The sequence below is a fragment of the Thermosynechococcus vestitus BP-1 genome (genome assembly GCF_000011345.1).
GTDB lineage: Bacteria > Cyanobacteriota > Cyanobacteriia > Thermosynechococcales > Thermosynechococcaceae > Thermosynechococcus > Thermosynechococcus vestitus.
Genome location: NC_004113.1, coordinates 191,027 through 207,874 on the forward strand (window position 1 = coordinate 191,027; position 16,848 = coordinate 207,874).

The following is a 16,848-nucleotide window of genomic DNA, read 5'->3' on the forward strand; positions in this document are numbered from 1 at the left end:
TTACTCCGTGGGTTCAATGGTACTTGTTAGCCCTGCCATTTTCAGGCCTTCACAGTAAAACTCAGCGTGCTCAAGGGCACAGGTAATCACTAGGGCAACCCCCGTCAAGTGTGCCTCCATCATAATATCCACAGCCTGGGGTTGGGTGAGGCTTGGTACTGTCTTGAGCAATACCTCCACCACATACTCCATAGAGTTGACATTGTCATTGTGAAGGAGCACCCGATAACGGGGAGCCAACTTGCGAACGGTTGCTGGTTTTTCAATGGTTTGCACTGACATTGTTGGCCATGCCTCCATTCAGTGGACATCCAGGGTAAGACATTTAGTAAATACGCTTAAGATTTTAGCAAACCCATCAAACCTGACCACCCGCCGATTCAGGACGTAACAGCGGGAAAGCAATCACATCACGAATACTTGGCGAGTCCGTTAGCAGCATGACCAAGCGGTCAATGCCAATTCCTAGACCTCCTGTGGGTGGCATTCCATGTTCTAAGGCGGTGAGAAAATCTTCATCAACACTATGGGCTGCCAAATCCCCAGCCGCTTTGCGCCGCGCTTGTTCCTCCAAGCGCTGCCGTTGATCCAAAGGATCCGTTAACTCCGAAAAACTATTGGCATGCTCGCGGCCGACGATAAATAATTCAAATCGCTCCACCAGTCCCGGTTGACTGCGGTGGGGCTTGGCCAAGGGAGAAATCTCCACAGGGTAGTCGAGAACAAAGGTGGGCTGAATCAATGTAGGTTCAACGATTTGCTCAAACACTTCATTGAGCACTCGGCCAATCGTGTCACAGGTGTCTAAGTCTTTTACTCCTACCTTTTGAGCGGCTATTTTAGCCGCGGTCAGATCCCCCAATTGGCGAAAGTCAATTCCAGTAGCTGCCAACACCGCATCGTGCATTGTCACCCGTCGCCATGGGGGTGTCAGATCAATTGTTTCCCCTTGATAGGTGATTTTGAGGGTGCCCAACACCTCCATCGCCCCTGTGGTAATAATCGCCTCCGTCAGCGTCATCATATCGTTATAGTCGGCGTAGGCCTGATAGACCTCAATGGACGTAAATTCAGGGTTGTGCTTGGTTGAGATGCCCTCATTGCGAAAGATGCGCCCCAGTTCATACACCTTCTCAAACCCACCGACAATGAGGCGCTTCAGGTGGAGTTCGGTGGCAATGCGCAAATAAAGCTGCATCTCCAAGGTGTTGTGGTAGGTAATAAAAGGACGTGCCTCGGCACCCCCAGCTTCCACCTGGAGAACAGGTGTTTCAATTTCAATAAAGCCCTGCTCATTGAGGTAGCGGCGAATGGCGGCGGTGATCAGTGCTCGCTTGCGGAATGTGTCACGCACTTGGGGGTTGACGATGAGATCCACATAGCGCTGACGATAGCGCTTTTCCACATCTGTGAGGCCGTGCCATTTGTCCGGTAGGGGCAACAATGATTTTGTCAGCATGGTGTAGGATTCCACCACAACCGACAGTTCGCCCTTCTCAGTGCGCTTGAGGGTGCCCACCGCACCAAGGATATCGCCGACATCAGTAAGGTGTTTCAAATCAGCAAAGGCGGCTTCCCCCATGGTTTGGCTAATGGTTTGCTTATCGAGGTAAAGCTGAATCGTGCCGCTGTCATCCTGAAGCGTAAAAAAGGCCAGCTTGCCAAAGATGCGCCGCGCCATAATGCGACCGGCCACACTCACGCGATCGCCCACCGCTTCGCCAGCGGCCAAGTGGGCATATTTGTCTTGCAGCAATGCTGCAGTATGGGTGCGCTCCCAACGATAGGCATAGGGGCTCATTCCCTGTGCTTGCAATGTTTTTGCTTTCTCAATCCGTGTGGCCCGAATTTCGGCTCCCGTTGCCCCCACGTCAGCCATATTGGTAGAAAGTCTCCCGATTAGCAAACCTTAACCTTCTTATTGTACGCTCTGGAATCGGTAGCAACACTGCAAAAGGGGAATCGAGTACAGTGGAAGCTAGTGTGACCAATAAACAAGAACAGACGGCCATGCCCTCTGCGAAGTCCCCTCGCCGTAAAGCACCCGAACCTATTGATCTGGATAATCCGCAATACTACTTCAATCGCTCTTTAAGCTGGCTGGAATTTAATAAGCGGGTACTCCACGAAGCCTATGACCCCCGCACACCGCTACTAGAGCGGCTCAAATTTATGGCCATTTTCAGTTCCAACTTGGATGAATTTTTCATGGTGCGTGTGGCTGGTTTGAAGCAGCAAGTGGAAAGTGGCATTCTCCAAGTAGGAGCCGATGGTATGCCTCCAGCGGAGCAATTACAGGCAGTGCGGCAATATCTCTTACCGATTGTTACGGAGCAACACCGCTATTTCGATCAAGAACTGCGTGCCCTCTTGGCCAAGGAGTCTATTTTTCTCACTCGCTTTAATGAGTTGACCCCCGAGCAGCAGGCCTACCTCAACGACTACTTCCAGGCCCAAGTGTTCCCTGTGCTTACCCCTTTAGCCGTTGATCCGGCGCACCCTTTCCCCTATATTTCTAGTCTCAGCCTTAACCTTGCTGTGCTGATTCGTGATCCAGAATCTGGCCAAGAGCGACTGGCACGGGTGAAGGTACCGAATCAGTTTCCACGCTTTGTTGCCCTTCCCCAGCACTTGCACTCGCCCCAAGGTGTTCATTGGCTGGGCGTTCCCCTCGAAGAAATTATTGCCCACAACCTCAGTGCCCTCTTTCCGGGGATGGAGATTGAGGCCTACTTTGCCTTTCGCATTACCCGCAGTGCCGACCTCGAACTAGAAACGGACAAGGCCGATGATTTACTGATTGCCATTGAACAGGAAATTCGTAAACGGCGCTTTGGCTCTGTAGTGCGGCTGGAGGTGCAGCGGGGCATTCCACCGCTTCTGAGGCAAACCCTAATGGAAGAGATGGATCTCGAGGAGATCGATGTCTATGAACTCGAGGGTCTGTTGTGCTTGAATGATTTATTTGCCTTTATGGGATTGCCCTTGCCCCAGTTCAAGGATCCCGAGTGGCAACCCCAAGTTCCCCCCAGTTTCCAACGGGTAGAGGAACGGGAGTCCATGTTTGACACCAGCAGTGAAATTACCACCCTTGGCACCGACTATTGGGAAGCTGTTGCCAACGAACTCTTTAGTCTCATTCGCGAAGGGGATATTATCGTTCATCACCCCTACCATTCCTTTGCGGCAACGGTACAGCGCTTTATTACTTTGGCGGCCCATGATCCCCAGGTGCTGGCCATTAAGATAACCCTCTATCGCACTTCTGGTGACTCGCCGATTGTCAGTGCCCTGATTAAAGCTGCCGAGAATGGCAAACAGGTGGCGGTTTTGGTGGAACTGAAGGCGCGCTTTGATGAGGAAAATAATATCCTCTGGGCACGGAAGCTGGAGAAAGTGGGTGTCCATGTGGTCTATGGCGTACCGGGTCTGAAGACCCACACCAAAACAGTTCTGGTGGTGCGCCAAGAGGCGGGGCAAATTCGCCGCTATGTCCACATTGGCACTGGCAATTACAATCCCAAAACTGCTAGCCTCTATGAGGATTTGGGGCTATTTTCCTGCCGTGAGGAATTGGGAGCAGATCTCTCGGAACTCTTTAATGTGCTCACGGGCTATGCCCGCCAGCGGGATTATCGCAAGCTTCTTGTTGCCCCAGTCACGATGCGCGATCGCACCCTTCAGTTGATTTACCGCGAGATTGAACACGCCCGCAATGGTCAGCCGGCGCGGATTATTGCCAAGATGAATGCGATTACAGACACGCAGGTGATTCGCGCCCTCTATGAGGCGTCCCAAGCAGGGGTGGACATTGATTTGATTATTCGCGGTATGTGCTGTCTACGCCCCGGCGTACCGGGCGTGAGCGATCGCATTCGGGTGATTAGTATCATTGGCCGCTTTTTAGAGCACTCCCGGATTTTCTACTTTGGCAACAATGGGGACCCAGAGTATTACATCGGCAGTGCCGACTGGCGATCGCGCAACCTAGACCGCCGCGTTGAAGCCATTACCCCCATTGAAGATCCAGCGATTCAACTGGAACTCAAAGAACGACTGGAAATTATGTTGGCAGACAATCGCCAAGCCTGGGAACTGCAACCCGATGGCACCTACCGCCAACGGCAGCCAGCACCTGGAGAAGCCGAGCGCGGTACCCACAGTGTTTTAATGGCTCGCACCCTCAAGGACGTTCAAGGGAGTCACTAGATACTCCCCGATACCCCTTAGCCATAGCCCGGAACTCTGGACTCGTTTGCAGAAGTTCTTGGTAGCTCCCTACAGCCGCCACTTGGCCATTGGCCATGAGGTACAGGCGATGGCACTCCATAACGGTGCTCAGGCGGTGGGCAATCATAATGATGGTCTTTTCGCCACTGAGAGCTTGAATTGCATCCATGACCCCGGCTTCCGTTTGGTTATCAAGGGCCGCTGTGGCTTCATCCATCACCAGCACAGAAGGGTTATGATAGAGAGCCCGAGCAATGCCAATTCGTTGTCGCTGCCCCCCCGAAAGGCGGATCCCCCGCTCCCCAACCACCGTATCTAGACCTTGGGGCAGGGAATCGACAAAGGAAGCTAGCTGCGCAGCTTTGACTGCCGCCCATAAAGCCTCCTCATCAATAGCCTCATCCGGGAGGCCAAAGGCAATGTTGTGACGCAGGGTATCATCCGATAGATAAATTGCTTGGGGAATATAGCCAATTTGCCGTTGCCATTGGCCAAGGTTGTCATAAATGCTTACGCCATCAACGCGAATATCGCCCTGGGCAGGGCTGAGCAACCCCAAAATCAAGTCAACAATGGTCGTCTTCCCTGCTCCCGACGCCCCCACAAACCCCACCATTTCCCCCCGTTTAATCCTAAGGGACACCCCTTGAATTGCGGGTTGAGTTGCATTCGGGTAGGTATAGTGCACATCAATGAGTTCTAAGCAATCTTGAAAAATAGGCTTTTTTGGGCAGTCCAGAGGCTCAGAGAGCTGAAGCGTTCGCGCTTCCAAAACATCGTCATAAACCAGATCCACACTAGCAGAATAGTAGATCATGAAATTGAGGCTATTCATCAAGCGCGTCGCCGAGGGCAAGAGGCGAAATGCAGCGGCAGCAAACAGGGAGATCAAGGGCAACACCTGGGCCACATTACCTTGCTGCAGCAGGTTTAGGATAATAATCAGAATAATGCTGAGAACTGCTAAGCTTTCAAAGTAGAGACGGGGTAACTGCTGAATAAATAGCAAGAATAAGTTGGCTTTGCGATCTTCAGTCATGTTTTCAGCATGGGTCTTAAGGAATTGAGCCTCTCGGCCAAGTAACTTCACCTCCTTGATGCCGCCTAAACTTTCATTAATGCTTTGAATCACTTTTTGGGCATAATGAAGGCGACGCTGACCCACCGTCTTAAGTTGACGCCGAAAGACTTGAAAGAAAATAAAAGAAAGTATTGAAATTAAACCGATAACCAGAATTGAGATAAAGGGATTGGTCAAGATAACAACTGAAAATATAGCGAAAACAATCAAGGATTCTGAAAAAAAGTTTAATAAGGGTAATAGGTACACGTTGAAAACATTATTTATTTCACTATTTACATTCTGGATCAATGTAGCGGTATTATTTTGCAAGTGAAAGGTGTAAGGTTTGTAGAGGTAGCCCTGCAGGAGTAAAGTTGCAAACTTGCGGTTCTTACTATTTAAGAACTGCAACTGAAGGTAACTACTCAAGGCAAGAAACAAATTCTTGCAGAGATACAGAAGGCCAAAGGCTGCACTCAGTATCAGAAGCCACTGAGTTTGTTCTGTGTTTGTGAGGGAAGTTTGACGCCAAAAGAGCAGGGTGTTCAATCGCTCGGGTTTTTCCACAACTGCTATAAAGGGCAGCACTAACCCTACCCCTAGCGCTTCCCAAAGGCTGCCAAGCACCATCAGCAAACCAATGCCGACGACTTGCCAGCGATCGCCCCGATCCAGTAGTTGCCAAATTTTGCCAAGGGAGCGCAATGCAGGATGCTTTAGCATTTTATTTGTTTAGGCCTAACTGTCAGGTCCCGCATCATTATATTCCCAGAAGTCGTGCTAAACTCTTCGAAGCGTACCGGCTCCTTGAGTGCTTGTTCCAAGGTCGGAAAGCGTTCAACGATGGAGTATCACCATGCCACGTATTCATGCCAACGCCCGAACGACACCCCGAATTCGCCGTGAAATCCAACAAGCACCGGCTTCGATCAGTCATCGCGAGCTTGCCAGACGTTACGGGATCCACCGGCACACGGTAGCGAAATGGCGTAAGCGCGCAACCGTTGAAGACAAAAGCACCCGCCCGCACCGCCTGCAAACGACGCTTACGGAAGCGCAAGAGCTTGTGATCGTTGAGGTGCGTAAGCTCCTTTTGCTGCCTCTTGATGACCTTCTCGTTCTTGCCCGGACGTTCCTCAACCCCAATCTGAGCCGCTCAGCGCTGGATCGCTGCCTGCGTCGCCACGGAGTCTCGAACCTCAGGATACTGCAAAAGGAACGCGAAAGCCTCGAAGGCAGTCCCAAAAGCACCACGCGGCAGTTCAAAGCGTACGCACCTGGGTTCATCCACATCGACGTCAAATACCTGCCACAAATGCCGGATGAGGAGCAGCGCCGCTACCTCTTTGTCGCGATTGATCGGGCAACGCGCTGGGTCTATTTGGCAATCCACGAGGAGAAGAGCGCAGAATCGGCAACGCGCTTTCTTGCAAATGTCCTTGCCAACGCTCCTTTCGTGGTGCGTACGGTGCTGACTGATAACGGCAAGGAGTTTACCGACCGTTTCTCCTCCGCAGGCGAACGCCAACCCACGGGACACCATCCGTTTGATCAGCTCTGTCGTGAAAAGCGCATCACCCATCGGCTCATCCAACCCCGCCATCCGCAAACCAACGGGATGGTGGAACGCTTCAACGGCCGCATTGCGGAGATTCTGCGCGCTGAACGCTTTGTCTCGGCAGCCGACTTGCAAGAGACGCTCACGCGATACCTTTGGGCGTACAATCACCGCATTCCCCAACGCGTTTTGGGCCACATGACTCCCATTGAGAAACTGCGATGGTGGCAAACTGAGCGACCAGACCTCTTCGTTTCAAGGGTAGATAATGTCACGGGTCTTGACACCTAACAACGCCTCTATCCTAGACCAGTTATGCCCAAGTAGTGCTTCCTAAATCTGGGGGAATGTCTTGCCAGCGACCTTGACCAACGGCCCGAACCGCTTCCCGCAAATCCATCGCTTTGGTATAGAGCGCCTTGCCAACGATCGCTCCCACTAAACCATGGGGTGTCAGAGCAAAAAGACTGAGAATATCATTGAGGGAACTCACACCACCAGAGGCAATCACGGGGCGATTAGTGACTGCCAACAGCTGCCGCAGTGCTGGAATATTCGGCCCTTGGAGGGTGCCATCCCGCTGAATATCGGTGTAAACAAACCCCGCCACCCCCATTGCTGCCATGTTTTGGGCGAGATCGGTTGCCAAAATTTTTGAAGTTTCCAGCCAACCCCGTGTTGCCACATAGCCATCGCGAGCATCCAGCCCTACCCAAATTCGTCCGGGGTATTCTGCCGCTAAACTGGCCACTAGCTTTGGATTCTCAAGAGCCACGGTACCCAAAATGGCACGATTGACGCCTTGGAGAAAGAGATCAGCAACTGCTTGGCGCGATCGCAAGCCGCCACCAACCTGTACCGGAATTTCTAGGGATGCGACAATTTTGCCAATCAGGTCGTAGTTGCGCGGCTCTCCTGTTTTGGCGGCATCTAGGTCAACCAAATGTAAGCGAGGGGCGCCCAAGCGTTGCCAATAAAGGGCGACTTTTAGAGGATCGTCATGAAAGACATTGACCTTATCATAGTTGCCCTGCACTAGACGCACACATTTGCCGTCAAGTAAATCAATGGCGGGAATCACATCCATTGGCGTCGGAAATCCTTATTGAAAAATTAAAAATTTAAGCGTAACTCCCATCCTAGCAGTCCCAAGGGGTGAAGCGCATGAGTGGATTCATAAAAGAGGTTGACAGTGAGCAAACCTGTAACCCCTTCTGAGTTAAGCCAAGTATGGAGAAAAAGCTGGATATTTCCATTGCCACCCCTAACAAGCAGTTTCAAAGACTGAAGGACGCAATTGATTCGGTAGAGGCAAGCTAGAGCAATGTATCGGTGGAGGCAAGCGCAATTGGGTGAGCGGGATGAGATGGTAGAAGTCACATTACAGGAGATTCCTCGGCAGCAAGCTAAAAGGGATGCAAGAGTGTGGGGGTTCTTCGCTGCGCTTTTGGTGGCTACCCTTAGGGTGCTGACAAAACCCCTCTTCCCCACAATGATGTTTTCAGAGCGGACGATGGGACTCGAACCCACGACGTTCAGCTTGGGAAGCTGACATTCTACCACTGAATTACGTCCGCAGTCTTGCAATCTATAATCTTAGCACAAACTCTCCGTCTGGCGATGGTGTTCGACCGTAATGACGGTATGCACATTTCCACGGGGGGCAAAGTCCCCTTTAATCTTCATGTAGAGGGGGTCACAGGCGGCCACGAGATCATCGAGAACTTGATTCACAGCTTCTTCGTGGGAAATGTAGCGATCGCGATAACTGTTGATGTACAGCTTAATGGCCTTTAGTTCCACCACCTTTTCATGGGGAATATAGCTGACATAGAGGGTCGCAAAGTCAGGATAGCCTGAAAATGGACACTTACAGGTAAACTCCGGCAGGGTAATCTCAATCGTGTATTGCCGACCGGGACGCGGGTTGGGAAATGTAATCAGTTGGCCTTCTTGAATGGCGCGTTCGCCGTACTTCATTTCTGATACTTGCATGGTTTACTTCCAAGAGGTTGAGAATGAATAAGAAATTCCCTCTAGACCATAACTAAAGTTTACCAAGATTTAAGTTCTTAGCCCCTCAACGCCAACGTTGCAGGGGGACAATAGGGTAGAGAGGTTGTTGAGGCAAGCGTCCTATGGAACGGTATCAGCCAAATGGAACCCCTCTCTCGGAGGCCGATAAGGCAGAACTAGGAAAACTAAAGCAACTCCTAGAGCGAGCGATCGCTGACGGGGTACTGACTCCTGAGGAAATGGGGCAGATCAAGCAACAAATTCAGGCCGACGGCAAAGTTACCTATGAAGAGCTAGAGCTTTACCGCCAGTTTGTGGAGGAGAAAATCCACCAAGGGCTGTTGGTGCGGGAAATCTGCTAATACCTTAGACTTTGTAGGGAATGTTGGTCTCCTGAAAGGAGTGGGCTGGATCCAATCCCATGAGGATGACAGTGTCAATGACATGGATAATACCGTTCTCTGCTTCTATGTCGGCAGCAAGAACCGTAGCGTTTTTCACTTCAAGGGGATTATCACCATGAATAGGAATGGTGGAACCTTCGAGGGAAGTGACGATGCCCATCCTTTTCAGGTCTGTCGCTTTGTAGGCACCAGCAACCACATGGTACTTGAGAATCCGCCCTAACTGGGGAGGATTTTGCACAAGGGAGGTAATGGTGCCATCGGGCAACTTGGCAAAGGCGTCATCATTGGGGGCAAACACCGTAAAAGGTCCCGGCGACTGTAGGGCTTCCACCAGATTGGCCACCTTTACCGCAGTGACCAGTGTGGAAAAGCCGGGAGTATTCACTGCAATATCAACGATGGTTGCCATAAAAGCGCGCCCCAAAACTGCGATGAGAATGGACAACAATGGTTTGCGATCGCCCCCTCGATCAAGAAAATGGGAACTATAACAAACGCTAGAATTAGCATACTGAACCCGTGTCCTAGGCGCTAGCGATCGCTGGCGTTAGCCAGATAGGGAAATTTAATTATGGTAATCGCGTCCGTTAATCCCACAACGGCTGAGGTCTTAAAAACCTTTTCTCCCTTAGGGGCTGAGGAAGTAGACAGAGCCATTGCCCAAGCGGCGACGACCTTTGAGACCTATCGCCTGACATCCTTTGAACAGCGTGCCCAGTGGCTAGAAAACACCGCCAATCTCCTGCAACAGCAGCGGGAGACTCTTGCTCGCCTTATGACCCTTGAGATGGGCAAACCAATTGCAGAGGCACGGGCTGAAATTGACAAATGTGCGTGGGTTTGTCGTTACTATGCCGAGCAAGGGGCAGCTTTCCTGGAGCCTGAATTCATTCCCACGGAGGCAAGCTACAGTGCGATTCATTACCAGCCCCTTGGCATTATTTTGGCGGTGATGCCCTGGAATTTTCCCTTTTGGCAGGTGTTTCGTTTTGCGGCACCGGCCTTAATGGCGGGGAATGTGGCCCTGCTCAAGCATGCTTCTAATGTGCCTCAGTGCGCACTGGCGATCGCCCAGATCTTCAGGCAAGCGGGCTTTCCTGAGGGAGTCTTTCAAACCCTGCTGATTCCCGGCAGTGCCGTTGCTGATCTGGTGGCAGATCCGCGTATTAAGGCGGCTACCCTCACGGGCAGCGAGGCAGCGGGCACAAGTCTAGCCCAAGCAGCGGGTCAGCACCTCAAGAAAACAGTTCTCGAACTGGGGGGGAGTGATCCTTTTATTGTGATGCCCAGCGCGAATATCTCCCAAGCGATCGCCACCGCCGTTCAAGCGCGCATGATTAACAATGGCCAATCCTGCATTGCCGCAAAACGCTTTATTGTCCATGAGGCTGTCTATGACACCTTTGCCGAGGGCATAAAAGCCGCCTTCGAGTCATGGGTGATTGGCGATCCCTTGGAACCTACCACCCAACTCGGCCCCCTAGCTACCGCCGCCATCCGCGATGAACTCCACGCTCAAGTTGAACTTGCCCTGGGTCATGGTGCCAAGGCGTTTTACCGCCGCTCTCTGGATCTACCGACCCAGTGTCGCCAGGGGTATTTCTTTGGGCCAACAATTTTGACGGAGGTAACTCCCAATAACCCCGTATTTACCCAAGAGCTATTTGGGCCTGTGGCAATGCTCTTTCGGGTATCGTCCCTGACGGCGGCAATTGAACTGGCCAATGCCACACCCTTTGGTTTAGGTGCCAGTGCTTGGACACAGGACAGCGATGAAGCAGAGATCCTAGTGCGGGATCTCGAAGCGGGGGCTGTCTTTATTAACGCCATGGTCAAGTCTGATCCGCGTTTACCCTTTGGCGGGATTAAGACATCTGGCTATGGCCGCGAACTGGGACGCGCAGGACTCTTGGAGTTTGTTAATATCAAAACAGTGTGCCGAGCGAATACTCACAGTTGAACGAGGTTATCATCAATCAACTGAATTGATTTGGTTAATGCAGTGATATACCAAATCTCTTGTAAAGCATCTCTCTTAATTTTTTACTACTGGGTGCAATCCATTAATTAATCTTCGAATTCATCCTCTAAGCATTCACCGATCTCGTTGCCAAAGTGAGATAGAGAAGCTTTATCTTGATTGACATCCTCCCCCCGCTAAAGCAGGGGGATTCCCAAAATCACTTTTGGGACTTTCTGCTTCTTCGCAGTTGCCCTCCAGACGTATGCCTATCAGGTCTTACACCCGCTCCACAGACTGTAACCGTGTGTCCCACGGCCAAAATATTCCGAGCGGCATTTATATCCCGATCATGGTGCGCCCCACACTTAGGACAGTCCCATTCTCGGACGCTCAATGGCAACCGCTCAACAATGTGACCACACTGTCCACAGCGTTTAGAACTGGGAAACCATCGGTCAATCTTCACCAGTGTCCGACCATACCACTGGGCCTTGTATTCCAATTGCCGTACCAGTTCACCCCATCCAGCATCACTGATGGATCGGGCAAGCTGACGGTTCTTGACCATATTCTTCACAGCCAACGACTCGATTATGATCGTTTGGTTTTCACGTATCAATCGAGTCGTCAACTGGTGCAAATGGTCTTTTCTGGAATCAGAGATTTTCTGGTGAATCTTGGCAACTTTCAACCGCGCCTTATCCCAATTGCGAGAGCCTTTTTGTTTGCGACTCAAAGACCGCTGCGCCTTACGGAGTCGTTTGTAGTAGCGGTTAAAGTGCTTGGGGTTGGCAATCTTTTCCCCCGTACTCAGGGTAATGAGACTGCTAATCCCTACGTCCAAACCAACCGACGGGTCGACGGGCTGCAGTGTCAACTCTCTGGGGTCATCAAACCTCAGATTGATGTACCACTGTCCAGCAGGGTTAAGCCTGATGGTCACCGTGGATGGTTCAACACCATCTGGAAGCCGTCTCGACCAGGGAATATTCAGCGGTTCGTTGCACTTTGCCAAGAATACTTTTCCGTCTTTCCACCTAAAAGCAGACTTGGTGAATTCTGCGCTACCGCCATTGCGTTTCTTTTTGAAGTTGGGATATTTTGCCCGACCTGCAAAAAAGTTAGTGAAAGCAGATTGCAGATGTCTCAATGCCTGCTGCAAGGGGACACAGCTAACCTCATTCAAAAACTGAAGGTCATCTTGCTTCTTCCACTGAGTAAGCAAGGCAGAGGTTTGAACGTAGTCAAGTCTCTCTTTTCGTTCATACCAGGCTTCTGTTCTCGCTGCCAGTGCTCGATTATAAACCAACCGAACACAGCCCAATGTTCTCCGAAGCAGGGATTCCTGCTCGGTCGTTGGGTAGAAGCGGTAACTGAAAGCCTTTTGCATGCTTTAAATTATAGCGATTATTCTGTGAGTAACACAACTATACTTGGCAGTCACAGACTATCGCTCCTATCCCTCCCCTCCCTAAAGGAGGGGGTCTCTCGGAGGTAAAGATGAGAATTGAGTGATGGCGTGCTTTCTTCATAAAGTGTCACCTTTATTTAACCCTAGTTAGATACTGTAAAATTTGTTAAAAGTAATGTCAAAAATTTTACATTACTTATACATTACTGATGTGCTTAAGTCTCTAGGGGTCGCTAGTGTTATCAGTTGTTGAGTACAGGGTAAAATTTCCATTCGCGATCGCCCTTTAGTTCTAAAACATAGGTGTGGTACTGCATCAGGCTCTCGCGGTGACCAACACTGATGTAGTTGCGGGTGATGCGCTGAATATGCTCATAGACGCGTTTTTCATTTGCTAAGTCAAGGGCACTAGTGGCTTCATCCAAAATGGCGTAGGGGCGCTGATTCAGCAGCAGGCGGGCGATCGCCAGTCGTTGTTGCTCCCCAAGAGACAGCACATCATCCCACGCCAATTCCACGTCGAGTCCGCCCACGCGATCGGGCAAATGGGCCAAGTTCACTTCATCAAGGGCACGCAAAAGAATGTCATCAGGGGTCTGGCGATCGCCACCGGGATAGAGCAGTTGGGTGCGCAGCGTACCCAGCACCATGTAGGGGCGTTGGGGCAAAAAGAGCACTTCATCCACCGCTGGCCGCATAATGCGACCCTTGCCACTTTGCCAGAGTCCAGCGATCGCCCGCAGCAGCGAACTTTTACCCACACCACTAGGTCCCATGATCACAACACTTTCGCCCGCCTCAAGGGCAAATGTGACATCTTCCACCAGTCGCCGTGCCAAATTCGGTGTATCTACGCTCACGTGTTCTAAGGCAATGTAGGGCTTCTCCACCAATTCAATTTGCGATTGAGGTGGTACGGGGGGAGTCGTCAGCGCCTCATCAAACTCTGCCAAACGCTCAATGCCCGCAATAAAGCCCGTGAGGTTCGTAAACTGGTTAACAATGATTGAGAGTGCCCCCAGTACCTGAGAGAAGGCAAAACTAGCTTGGCTAATGGAACCAAAATCAATCTCGCCGGCAAAGTAGCGGGGAGCAACCACCGCCGCCGGCACAATAATCACAAAGTAGTTATAGGCTGTCGTGAAAAAATCAAGATTTCGCTGCCAGCCAATCAATAAGTTAAAGTTCCGCAGCACTTCAAGAAAGCGTTGACGCACTTGCACGGACTCTTGGCCTTCACCGCGATAAAAGGCAATAGACTCGGCATTATCGCGCACATGGACAAGGCCATAGCGAAAGTCCGCTTCCCGGCGCAGTTGGTTAAAATTCAGCCAAATCAGGCGTTGCCCAATTAAAACGGTGACGATAGTGCCGACAATGGCATAGCCAATCAATGTCAGTGTTAGGGTTTGTGAGATAGTCCAGAGAATGCCACTAAAGGCAATAAGGTCAATAATTTCGCCAAGAATGATCAACAAAAACTGGAGCGAGGTTTGCGTAAATGAGCGGACATCCTCAGTGATCCGTTGATCAGGGTTATCAATTTCCCCTTGGTTTTCAATGGTGTAGTAAGCCCGATTTTGGAAATAGCGATCCAAAAAATGACGGGTGAGCCAATCCCGCCAGCGCAACCCTAGATATTCGCGCACGTAGCGATAAATGACAACAATCGGCGTCCCCACCACAAAAACGCCAGCATACACGAAGAGGAATCGCCAGTAGGTTTCGGCATTTTTCTCCGCCAGTGCCGTCTGGAAGAAGCGCCCAACAAAGCTAATAATCACGTTGAGGCCGCTCACGGAGAGGGAAAGCATCAGCAATAGCCCCAAGAGTGCCCACGCTTGCCAGCGAAGCAGGAGGGGTTGCCGCAGCAGCGCAAAGACCCCCAGGGGAACAATCACTGTCCCTAGCAGGAGACTGCGGCTAAGGGGCTGTGCCCACAGAGATTGAATCATCTCCATGAGACCGCCGGCAATTTGTCCCATCAGTTCGGGGGCAAGGGCATTCAGGCCAAAGGTGATAGCTGCCGTGAGGCCAAAGAGGAAGCCAAACATGAGGGCAATCACCAGAAAAAGCAGCAGGATAAAGATCACACTGCTGCCCCAGCGATCGCGGGGGAAAAAATAGGGTTGGGCAATCCGCAGAAACTGCCCCCAGACACGGGCATCAAAGCGATGGGTCGGCTGCGACATTGGCTAGTTCCTCGACAGCGGCAAGGGGCTACAGGCTTACTATTGTAGTGGCGGTGGCGATGGAGGAGAACGGATGCGCCAGCAGAAAATGGCACCGACCACATCTCACATCTTGCCGTGGCTTTATTGGGGACTTTGGCCAATTCACCGTCTATTTTTGCCCCTCTACTTTTCGCAAATAACCATTGTGGGTCGTGAGCATTTACCCAGGGAGGGTCGGTTTGTGCTTGCTCCCAAGCACTGTAGTCGTTGGGATCCCGTCATTTTGCCCTTGGTGTGGCCCTATCCGCTGCGCTTTATGACAAATGCCATTGAGTTTGGCGGCGTGCAGGGCTGGTTTATTCGCCGCCTTGGTGCCTTTGCGGTCAATCTGGATCGTCCTCAACCCAGTAGTTTGCGCCATGCCCTCGACATTCTCAAGGCTGGTCAGCCCTTGGTGATCTTTCCTGAGGGTGGAATTGTCCGGGATCAAGTGATTCGTCCCCTGAGACCTGGTCTTGCCCGCCTTGTCTTGCAGCTCGATCGCCCCCTACCGATTTTTCCCGTCGGTATTGCCTATCATCCCCAGCCACAGTTCCGTGCTCGGGTGGCGCTGTGGATTGGATCACCCCTGTGGACAGACCCTGGGCAAGAGCGCAACCGCAAGCAACAGGCTCAAGAATTCACCCAGCGGCTGGAAGCAGCCTTGCATGCAGCCGTGCTAGCGGCTCGCAAATGTGCCCAATCCTAGGGCTAATGGGTAACCCATTGCACAATTGGCCTCGGTCAAGGGAATTTTGTAGAATAAAGGCAAGGTTGAATTCAACCATCAAAAGCTTCAATCCTGAGATCTTCTAACCTTTGAGGGAGCGATCGCCCGCCAGTCTGATCAACTTAAATTTCATTAAGTTAGAAAGTTAAAAAAATTTGCGAAACGACCACCAATCCTAAAAGTTGATTAAGACAGCGGGCAAATTGTTCTTTTGCCTTTATGCTGAAATTACAGTTTTACCGGAAGTTTAGCACTTTACCGCTTTTTTCCCCAAGGAGGGAAGACGCTCAAAAGCCTGTAGGATAGAGGTACTGCCTAGGGTGTCGGCCAGACTTCGAGAGCCATTCAACACTGAGTTTTTGTTAACTGGGATACTTTTTTAAGAGTGATCAAGATTCTAACGAATTCTTGGGTAGGTGCCCGGCAACTCCATAAAAGCTATCTAAACTAATCCGTTGTCACCGAGGTTCTAATGATGGTTTCGATATTCCCTGAAAAACAACCCAAAAGACAAAAGGTGACAGGTTATATTCATTCGGTTGAAACCTGTGGCACGGTTGATGGTCCCGGTATCCGCTACGTCATTTTCACCCAAGGGTGTCCGCTGCGCTGCCTGTACTGCCACAATCCTGACTGCCGTGAACCCCATCAGGGGAAGCTCGTCACCGTGGATGAGCTGATTGCCGACATTCAGCACTATCAGTCCTATTTGCGCCAAGGAGGCGTGACAGCCAGTGGTGGGGAACCCCTGATGCAACCGGAGTTTGTCCGCGAAATTTTTGAGCGTTGCCACGAGTTGGGATTGCACACTGCCCTAGATACCTCAGGTTATGTCCTTCTCGAGGCGGCGAAGCCGGTGGTGGCGGTCACCGACTTAGTCTTGCTGGACATCAAGTCCTTTCTGCCGCAGACCTATCGGCGGGTTACCGGTGTCACGATTACCCCTACCTTGGAGTTGGCCAAGTACCTTGATGAGATTCACAAACCGACCTGGATCCGCTTTGTTTTGGTACCGGGGCTGACGGATGATCCCGAAAATATGCGGGGGTTGGCGCAATTTGTGGCTAATCTCCGCAATGTTGAGAAGGTGGAGGTGTTGCCTTTTCACAAGATGGGGGAATACAAATGGCGGCAGATAGGGTTGCCCTATGAACTCTTTGATACCCCAGCCGCTAGTCCAGAGGATGTGCAGCGGGCGATCGCCCTCTTTCGGGAATATGACCTCAATGTTCAATAACTTGCCAATTTGAGAAATTG

The 16,848-nt window shown here is 51.2% G+C and carries 14 protein-coding genes and 1 tRNA gene; 6 read left to right on the plus strand and 9 right to left on the minus strand.

All coding sequences use genetic code 11. The features are described 5' to 3' along the window. Together clpS and lysS are read right to left on the minus strand one after the other, a co-directional pair. The gene (gene clpS / locus TLL_RS01055; protein WP_024123996.1) at window positions 1-282 is read right to left on the minus strand and encodes an ATP-dependent Clp protease adapter ClpS; all 282 of its coding nucleotides are present in this window, start codon (window positions 280-282) and stop codon (window positions 1-3) included. Between the two features lie 76 nt (window positions 283-358). Next, window positions 359-1,879, minus strand: a complete 1,521-nt coding sequence (lysS, locus tag TLL_RS01060; protein WP_011056067.1) for a lysine--tRNA ligase — start codon at window positions 1,877-1,879, stop codon at window positions 359-361. 131 nt (window positions 1,880-2,010) lie between these two features. Between lysS and ppk1 the strand changes: the two genes are divergently transcribed. After that, on the plus strand, window positions 2,011-4,209 hold the full coding sequence (gene ppk1 / locus TLL_RS01065) for a polyphosphate kinase 1 (protein WP_164921077.1): 2,199 nt from the start codon (window positions 2,011-2,013) through the stop codon (window positions 4,207-4,209). Here ppk1 and TLL_RS01070 read toward each other — a convergent pair. After that, complete coding sequence (locus tag TLL_RS01070) at window positions 4,184-6,016, minus strand: ABC transporter ATP-binding protein (protein ID WP_011056069.1); 1,833 nt, start codon at window positions 6,014-6,016, stop codon at window positions 4,184-4,186. The two genes, ppk1 and TLL_RS01070, sit on opposite strands and share 26 nt — an antisense overlap. Window positions 6,017-6,149: 133 nt before the next feature. On the opposite strand from TLL_RS01070, the gene TLL_RS01075 reads away from it, so the two are divergent. Then, window positions 6,150-7,142: an IS481-like element ISTel1 family transposase gene (locus tag TLL_RS01075; RefSeq protein ID WP_011056237.1), complete on the plus strand. Its 993-nt coding sequence runs from the start codon at window positions 6,150-6,152 to the stop codon at window positions 7,140-7,142. A 22-nt stretch (window positions 7,143-7,164) separates the two neighbouring features. Here TLL_RS01075 and hisA read toward each other — a convergent pair whose 3' ends face one another. From hisA to queF, 3 genes are all read right to left on the minus strand, one after another. Then, window positions 7,165-7,938 carry a 1-(5-phosphoribosyl)-5-[(5-phosphoribosylamino)methylideneamino]imidazole-4-carboxamide isomerase gene (gene hisA / locus TLL_RS01080; protein ID WP_011056071.1) on the minus strand — a complete coding sequence of 258 codons (774 nt, stop codon included), beginning with the start codon at window positions 7,936-7,938 and terminating at the stop codon, window positions 7,165-7,167. Between the two features lie 418 nt (window positions 7,939-8,356). Then, window positions 8,357-8,428 (minus strand) — tRNA-Gly (locus TLL_RS01085). 19 nt (window positions 8,429-8,447) lie between these two features. Then, window positions 8,448-8,846 (minus strand): preQ(1) synthase, encoded by a 399-nt coding sequence (queF, locus tag TLL_RS01090; RefSeq protein WP_011056073.1) that lies wholly within the window; start codon window positions 8,844-8,846, stop codon window positions 8,448-8,450. A 143-nt stretch (window positions 8,847-8,989) separates the two neighbouring features. Between queF and TLL_RS01095 the strand changes: the two genes are divergently transcribed. Beyond that, window positions 8,990-9,229, plus strand: a complete 240-nt coding sequence (locus TLL_RS01095; RefSeq protein ID WP_011056074.1) for a hypothetical protein — start codon at window positions 8,990-8,992, stop codon at window positions 9,227-9,229. 4 nt (window positions 9,230-9,233) lie between these two features. Here the strand turns inward: TLL_RS01095 and TLL_RS01100 are convergent, their stop codons facing one another. Beyond that, window positions 9,234-9,683 (minus strand): fasciclin domain-containing protein, encoded by a 450-nt coding sequence (locus tag TLL_RS01100; protein WP_011056075.1) that lies wholly within the window; start codon window positions 9,681-9,683, stop codon window positions 9,234-9,236. A 162-nt stretch (window positions 9,684-9,845) separates the two neighbouring features. Between TLL_RS01100 and TLL_RS01105 the strand changes: the two genes are divergently transcribed. Further along, the gene (locus TLL_RS01105; protein WP_011056076.1) at window positions 9,846-11,234 is read left to right on the plus strand and encodes an NAD-dependent succinate-semialdehyde dehydrogenase; all 1,389 of its coding nucleotides are present in this window, start codon (window positions 9,846-9,848) and stop codon (window positions 11,232-11,234) included. Between the two features lie 220 nt (window positions 11,235-11,454). On the opposite strand, the gene TLL_RS01110 is transcribed toward TLL_RS01105, so the two are convergent. Next, window positions 11,455-12,627, minus strand: coding sequence for an RNA-guided endonuclease InsQ/TnpB family protein (locus tag TLL_RS01110; RefSeq protein WP_011056077.1), 1,173 nt, complete (start codon window positions 12,625-12,627; stop codon window positions 11,455-11,457). 263 nt (window positions 12,628-12,890) lie between these two features. Next, complete coding sequence (locus tag TLL_RS01115; RefSeq protein ID WP_164920652.1) at window positions 12,891-14,840, minus strand: ABC transporter ATP-binding protein/permease; 1,950 nt, start codon at window positions 14,838-14,840, stop codon at window positions 12,891-12,893. Between the two features lie 73 nt (window positions 14,841-14,913). Here TLL_RS01115 and TLL_RS01120 point away from each other — a divergent pair, with 73 nt between their 5' ends. Together TLL_RS01120 and pflA are read left to right on the plus strand one after the other, a co-directional pair. Next, window positions 14,914-15,570 (plus strand): lysophospholipid acyltransferase family protein, encoded by a 657-nt coding sequence (locus TLL_RS01120; protein ID WP_231833798.1) that lies wholly within the window; start codon window positions 14,914-14,916, stop codon window positions 15,568-15,570. A 493-nt stretch (window positions 15,571-16,063) separates the two neighbouring features. Continuing rightward, window positions 16,064-16,828, plus strand: a complete 765-nt coding sequence (pflA, locus tag TLL_RS01125) for a pyruvate formate-lyase-activating protein (protein ID WP_011056081.1) — start codon at window positions 16,064-16,066, stop codon at window positions 16,826-16,828. The last annotated feature ends 20 nt before the right edge of the window (window positions 16,829-16,848 follow it).

Coding starts and splice junctions, on each gene's coding strand:
- clpS (WP_024123996.1), bottom strand. CDS start 282: ATGTCAGTGCAAACCATTGAAAAACCAGCAACCGTTCGCAAGTTGGCT.
- lysS (WP_011056067.1), bottom strand. CDS start 1,879: ATGGCTGACGTGGGGGCAACGGGAGCCGAAATTCGGGCCACACGGATT.
- ppk1 (WP_164921077.1), top strand. CDS start 2,011: ATGCCCTCTGCGAAGTCCCCTCGCCGTAAAGCACCCGAACCTATTGAT.
- TLL_RS01070 (WP_011056069.1), bottom strand. CDS start 6,016: ATGCTAAAGCATCCTGCATTGCGCTCCCTTGGCAAAATTTGGCAACTA.
- TLL_RS01075 (WP_011056237.1), top strand. CDS start 6,150: ATGCCACGTATTCATGCCAACGCCCGAACGACACCCCGAATTCGCCGT.
- hisA (WP_011056071.1), bottom strand. CDS start 7,938: ATGGATGTGATTCCCGCCATTGATTTACTTGACGGCAAATGTGTGCGT.
- queF (WP_011056073.1), bottom strand. CDS start 8,846: ATGCAAGTATCAGAAATGAAGTACGGCGAACGCGCCATTCAAGAAGGC.
- TLL_RS01095 (WP_011056074.1), top strand. CDS start 8,990: ATGGAACGGTATCAGCCAAATGGAACCCCTCTCTCGGAGGCCGATAAG.
- TLL_RS01100 (WP_011056075.1), bottom strand. CDS start 9,683: ATGGCAACCATCGTTGATATTGCAGTGAATACTCCCGGCTTTTCCACA.
- TLL_RS01105 (WP_011056076.1), top strand. CDS start 9,846: ATGGTAATCGCGTCCGTTAATCCCACAACGGCTGAGGTCTTAAAAACC.
- TLL_RS01110 (WP_011056077.1), bottom strand. CDS start 12,627: ATGCAAAAGGCTTTCAGTTACCGCTTCTACCCAACGACCGAGCAGGAA.
- TLL_RS01115 (WP_164920652.1), bottom strand. CDS start 14,840: ATGTCGCAGCCGACCCATCGCTTTGATGCCCGTGTCTGGGGGCAGTTT.
- TLL_RS01120 (WP_231833798.1), top strand. CDS start 14,914: ATGCGCCAGCAGAAAATGGCACCGACCACATCTCACATCTTGCCGTGG.
- pflA (WP_011056081.1), top strand. CDS start 16,064: ATGATGGTTTCGATATTCCCTGAAAAACAACCCAAAAGACAAAAGGTG.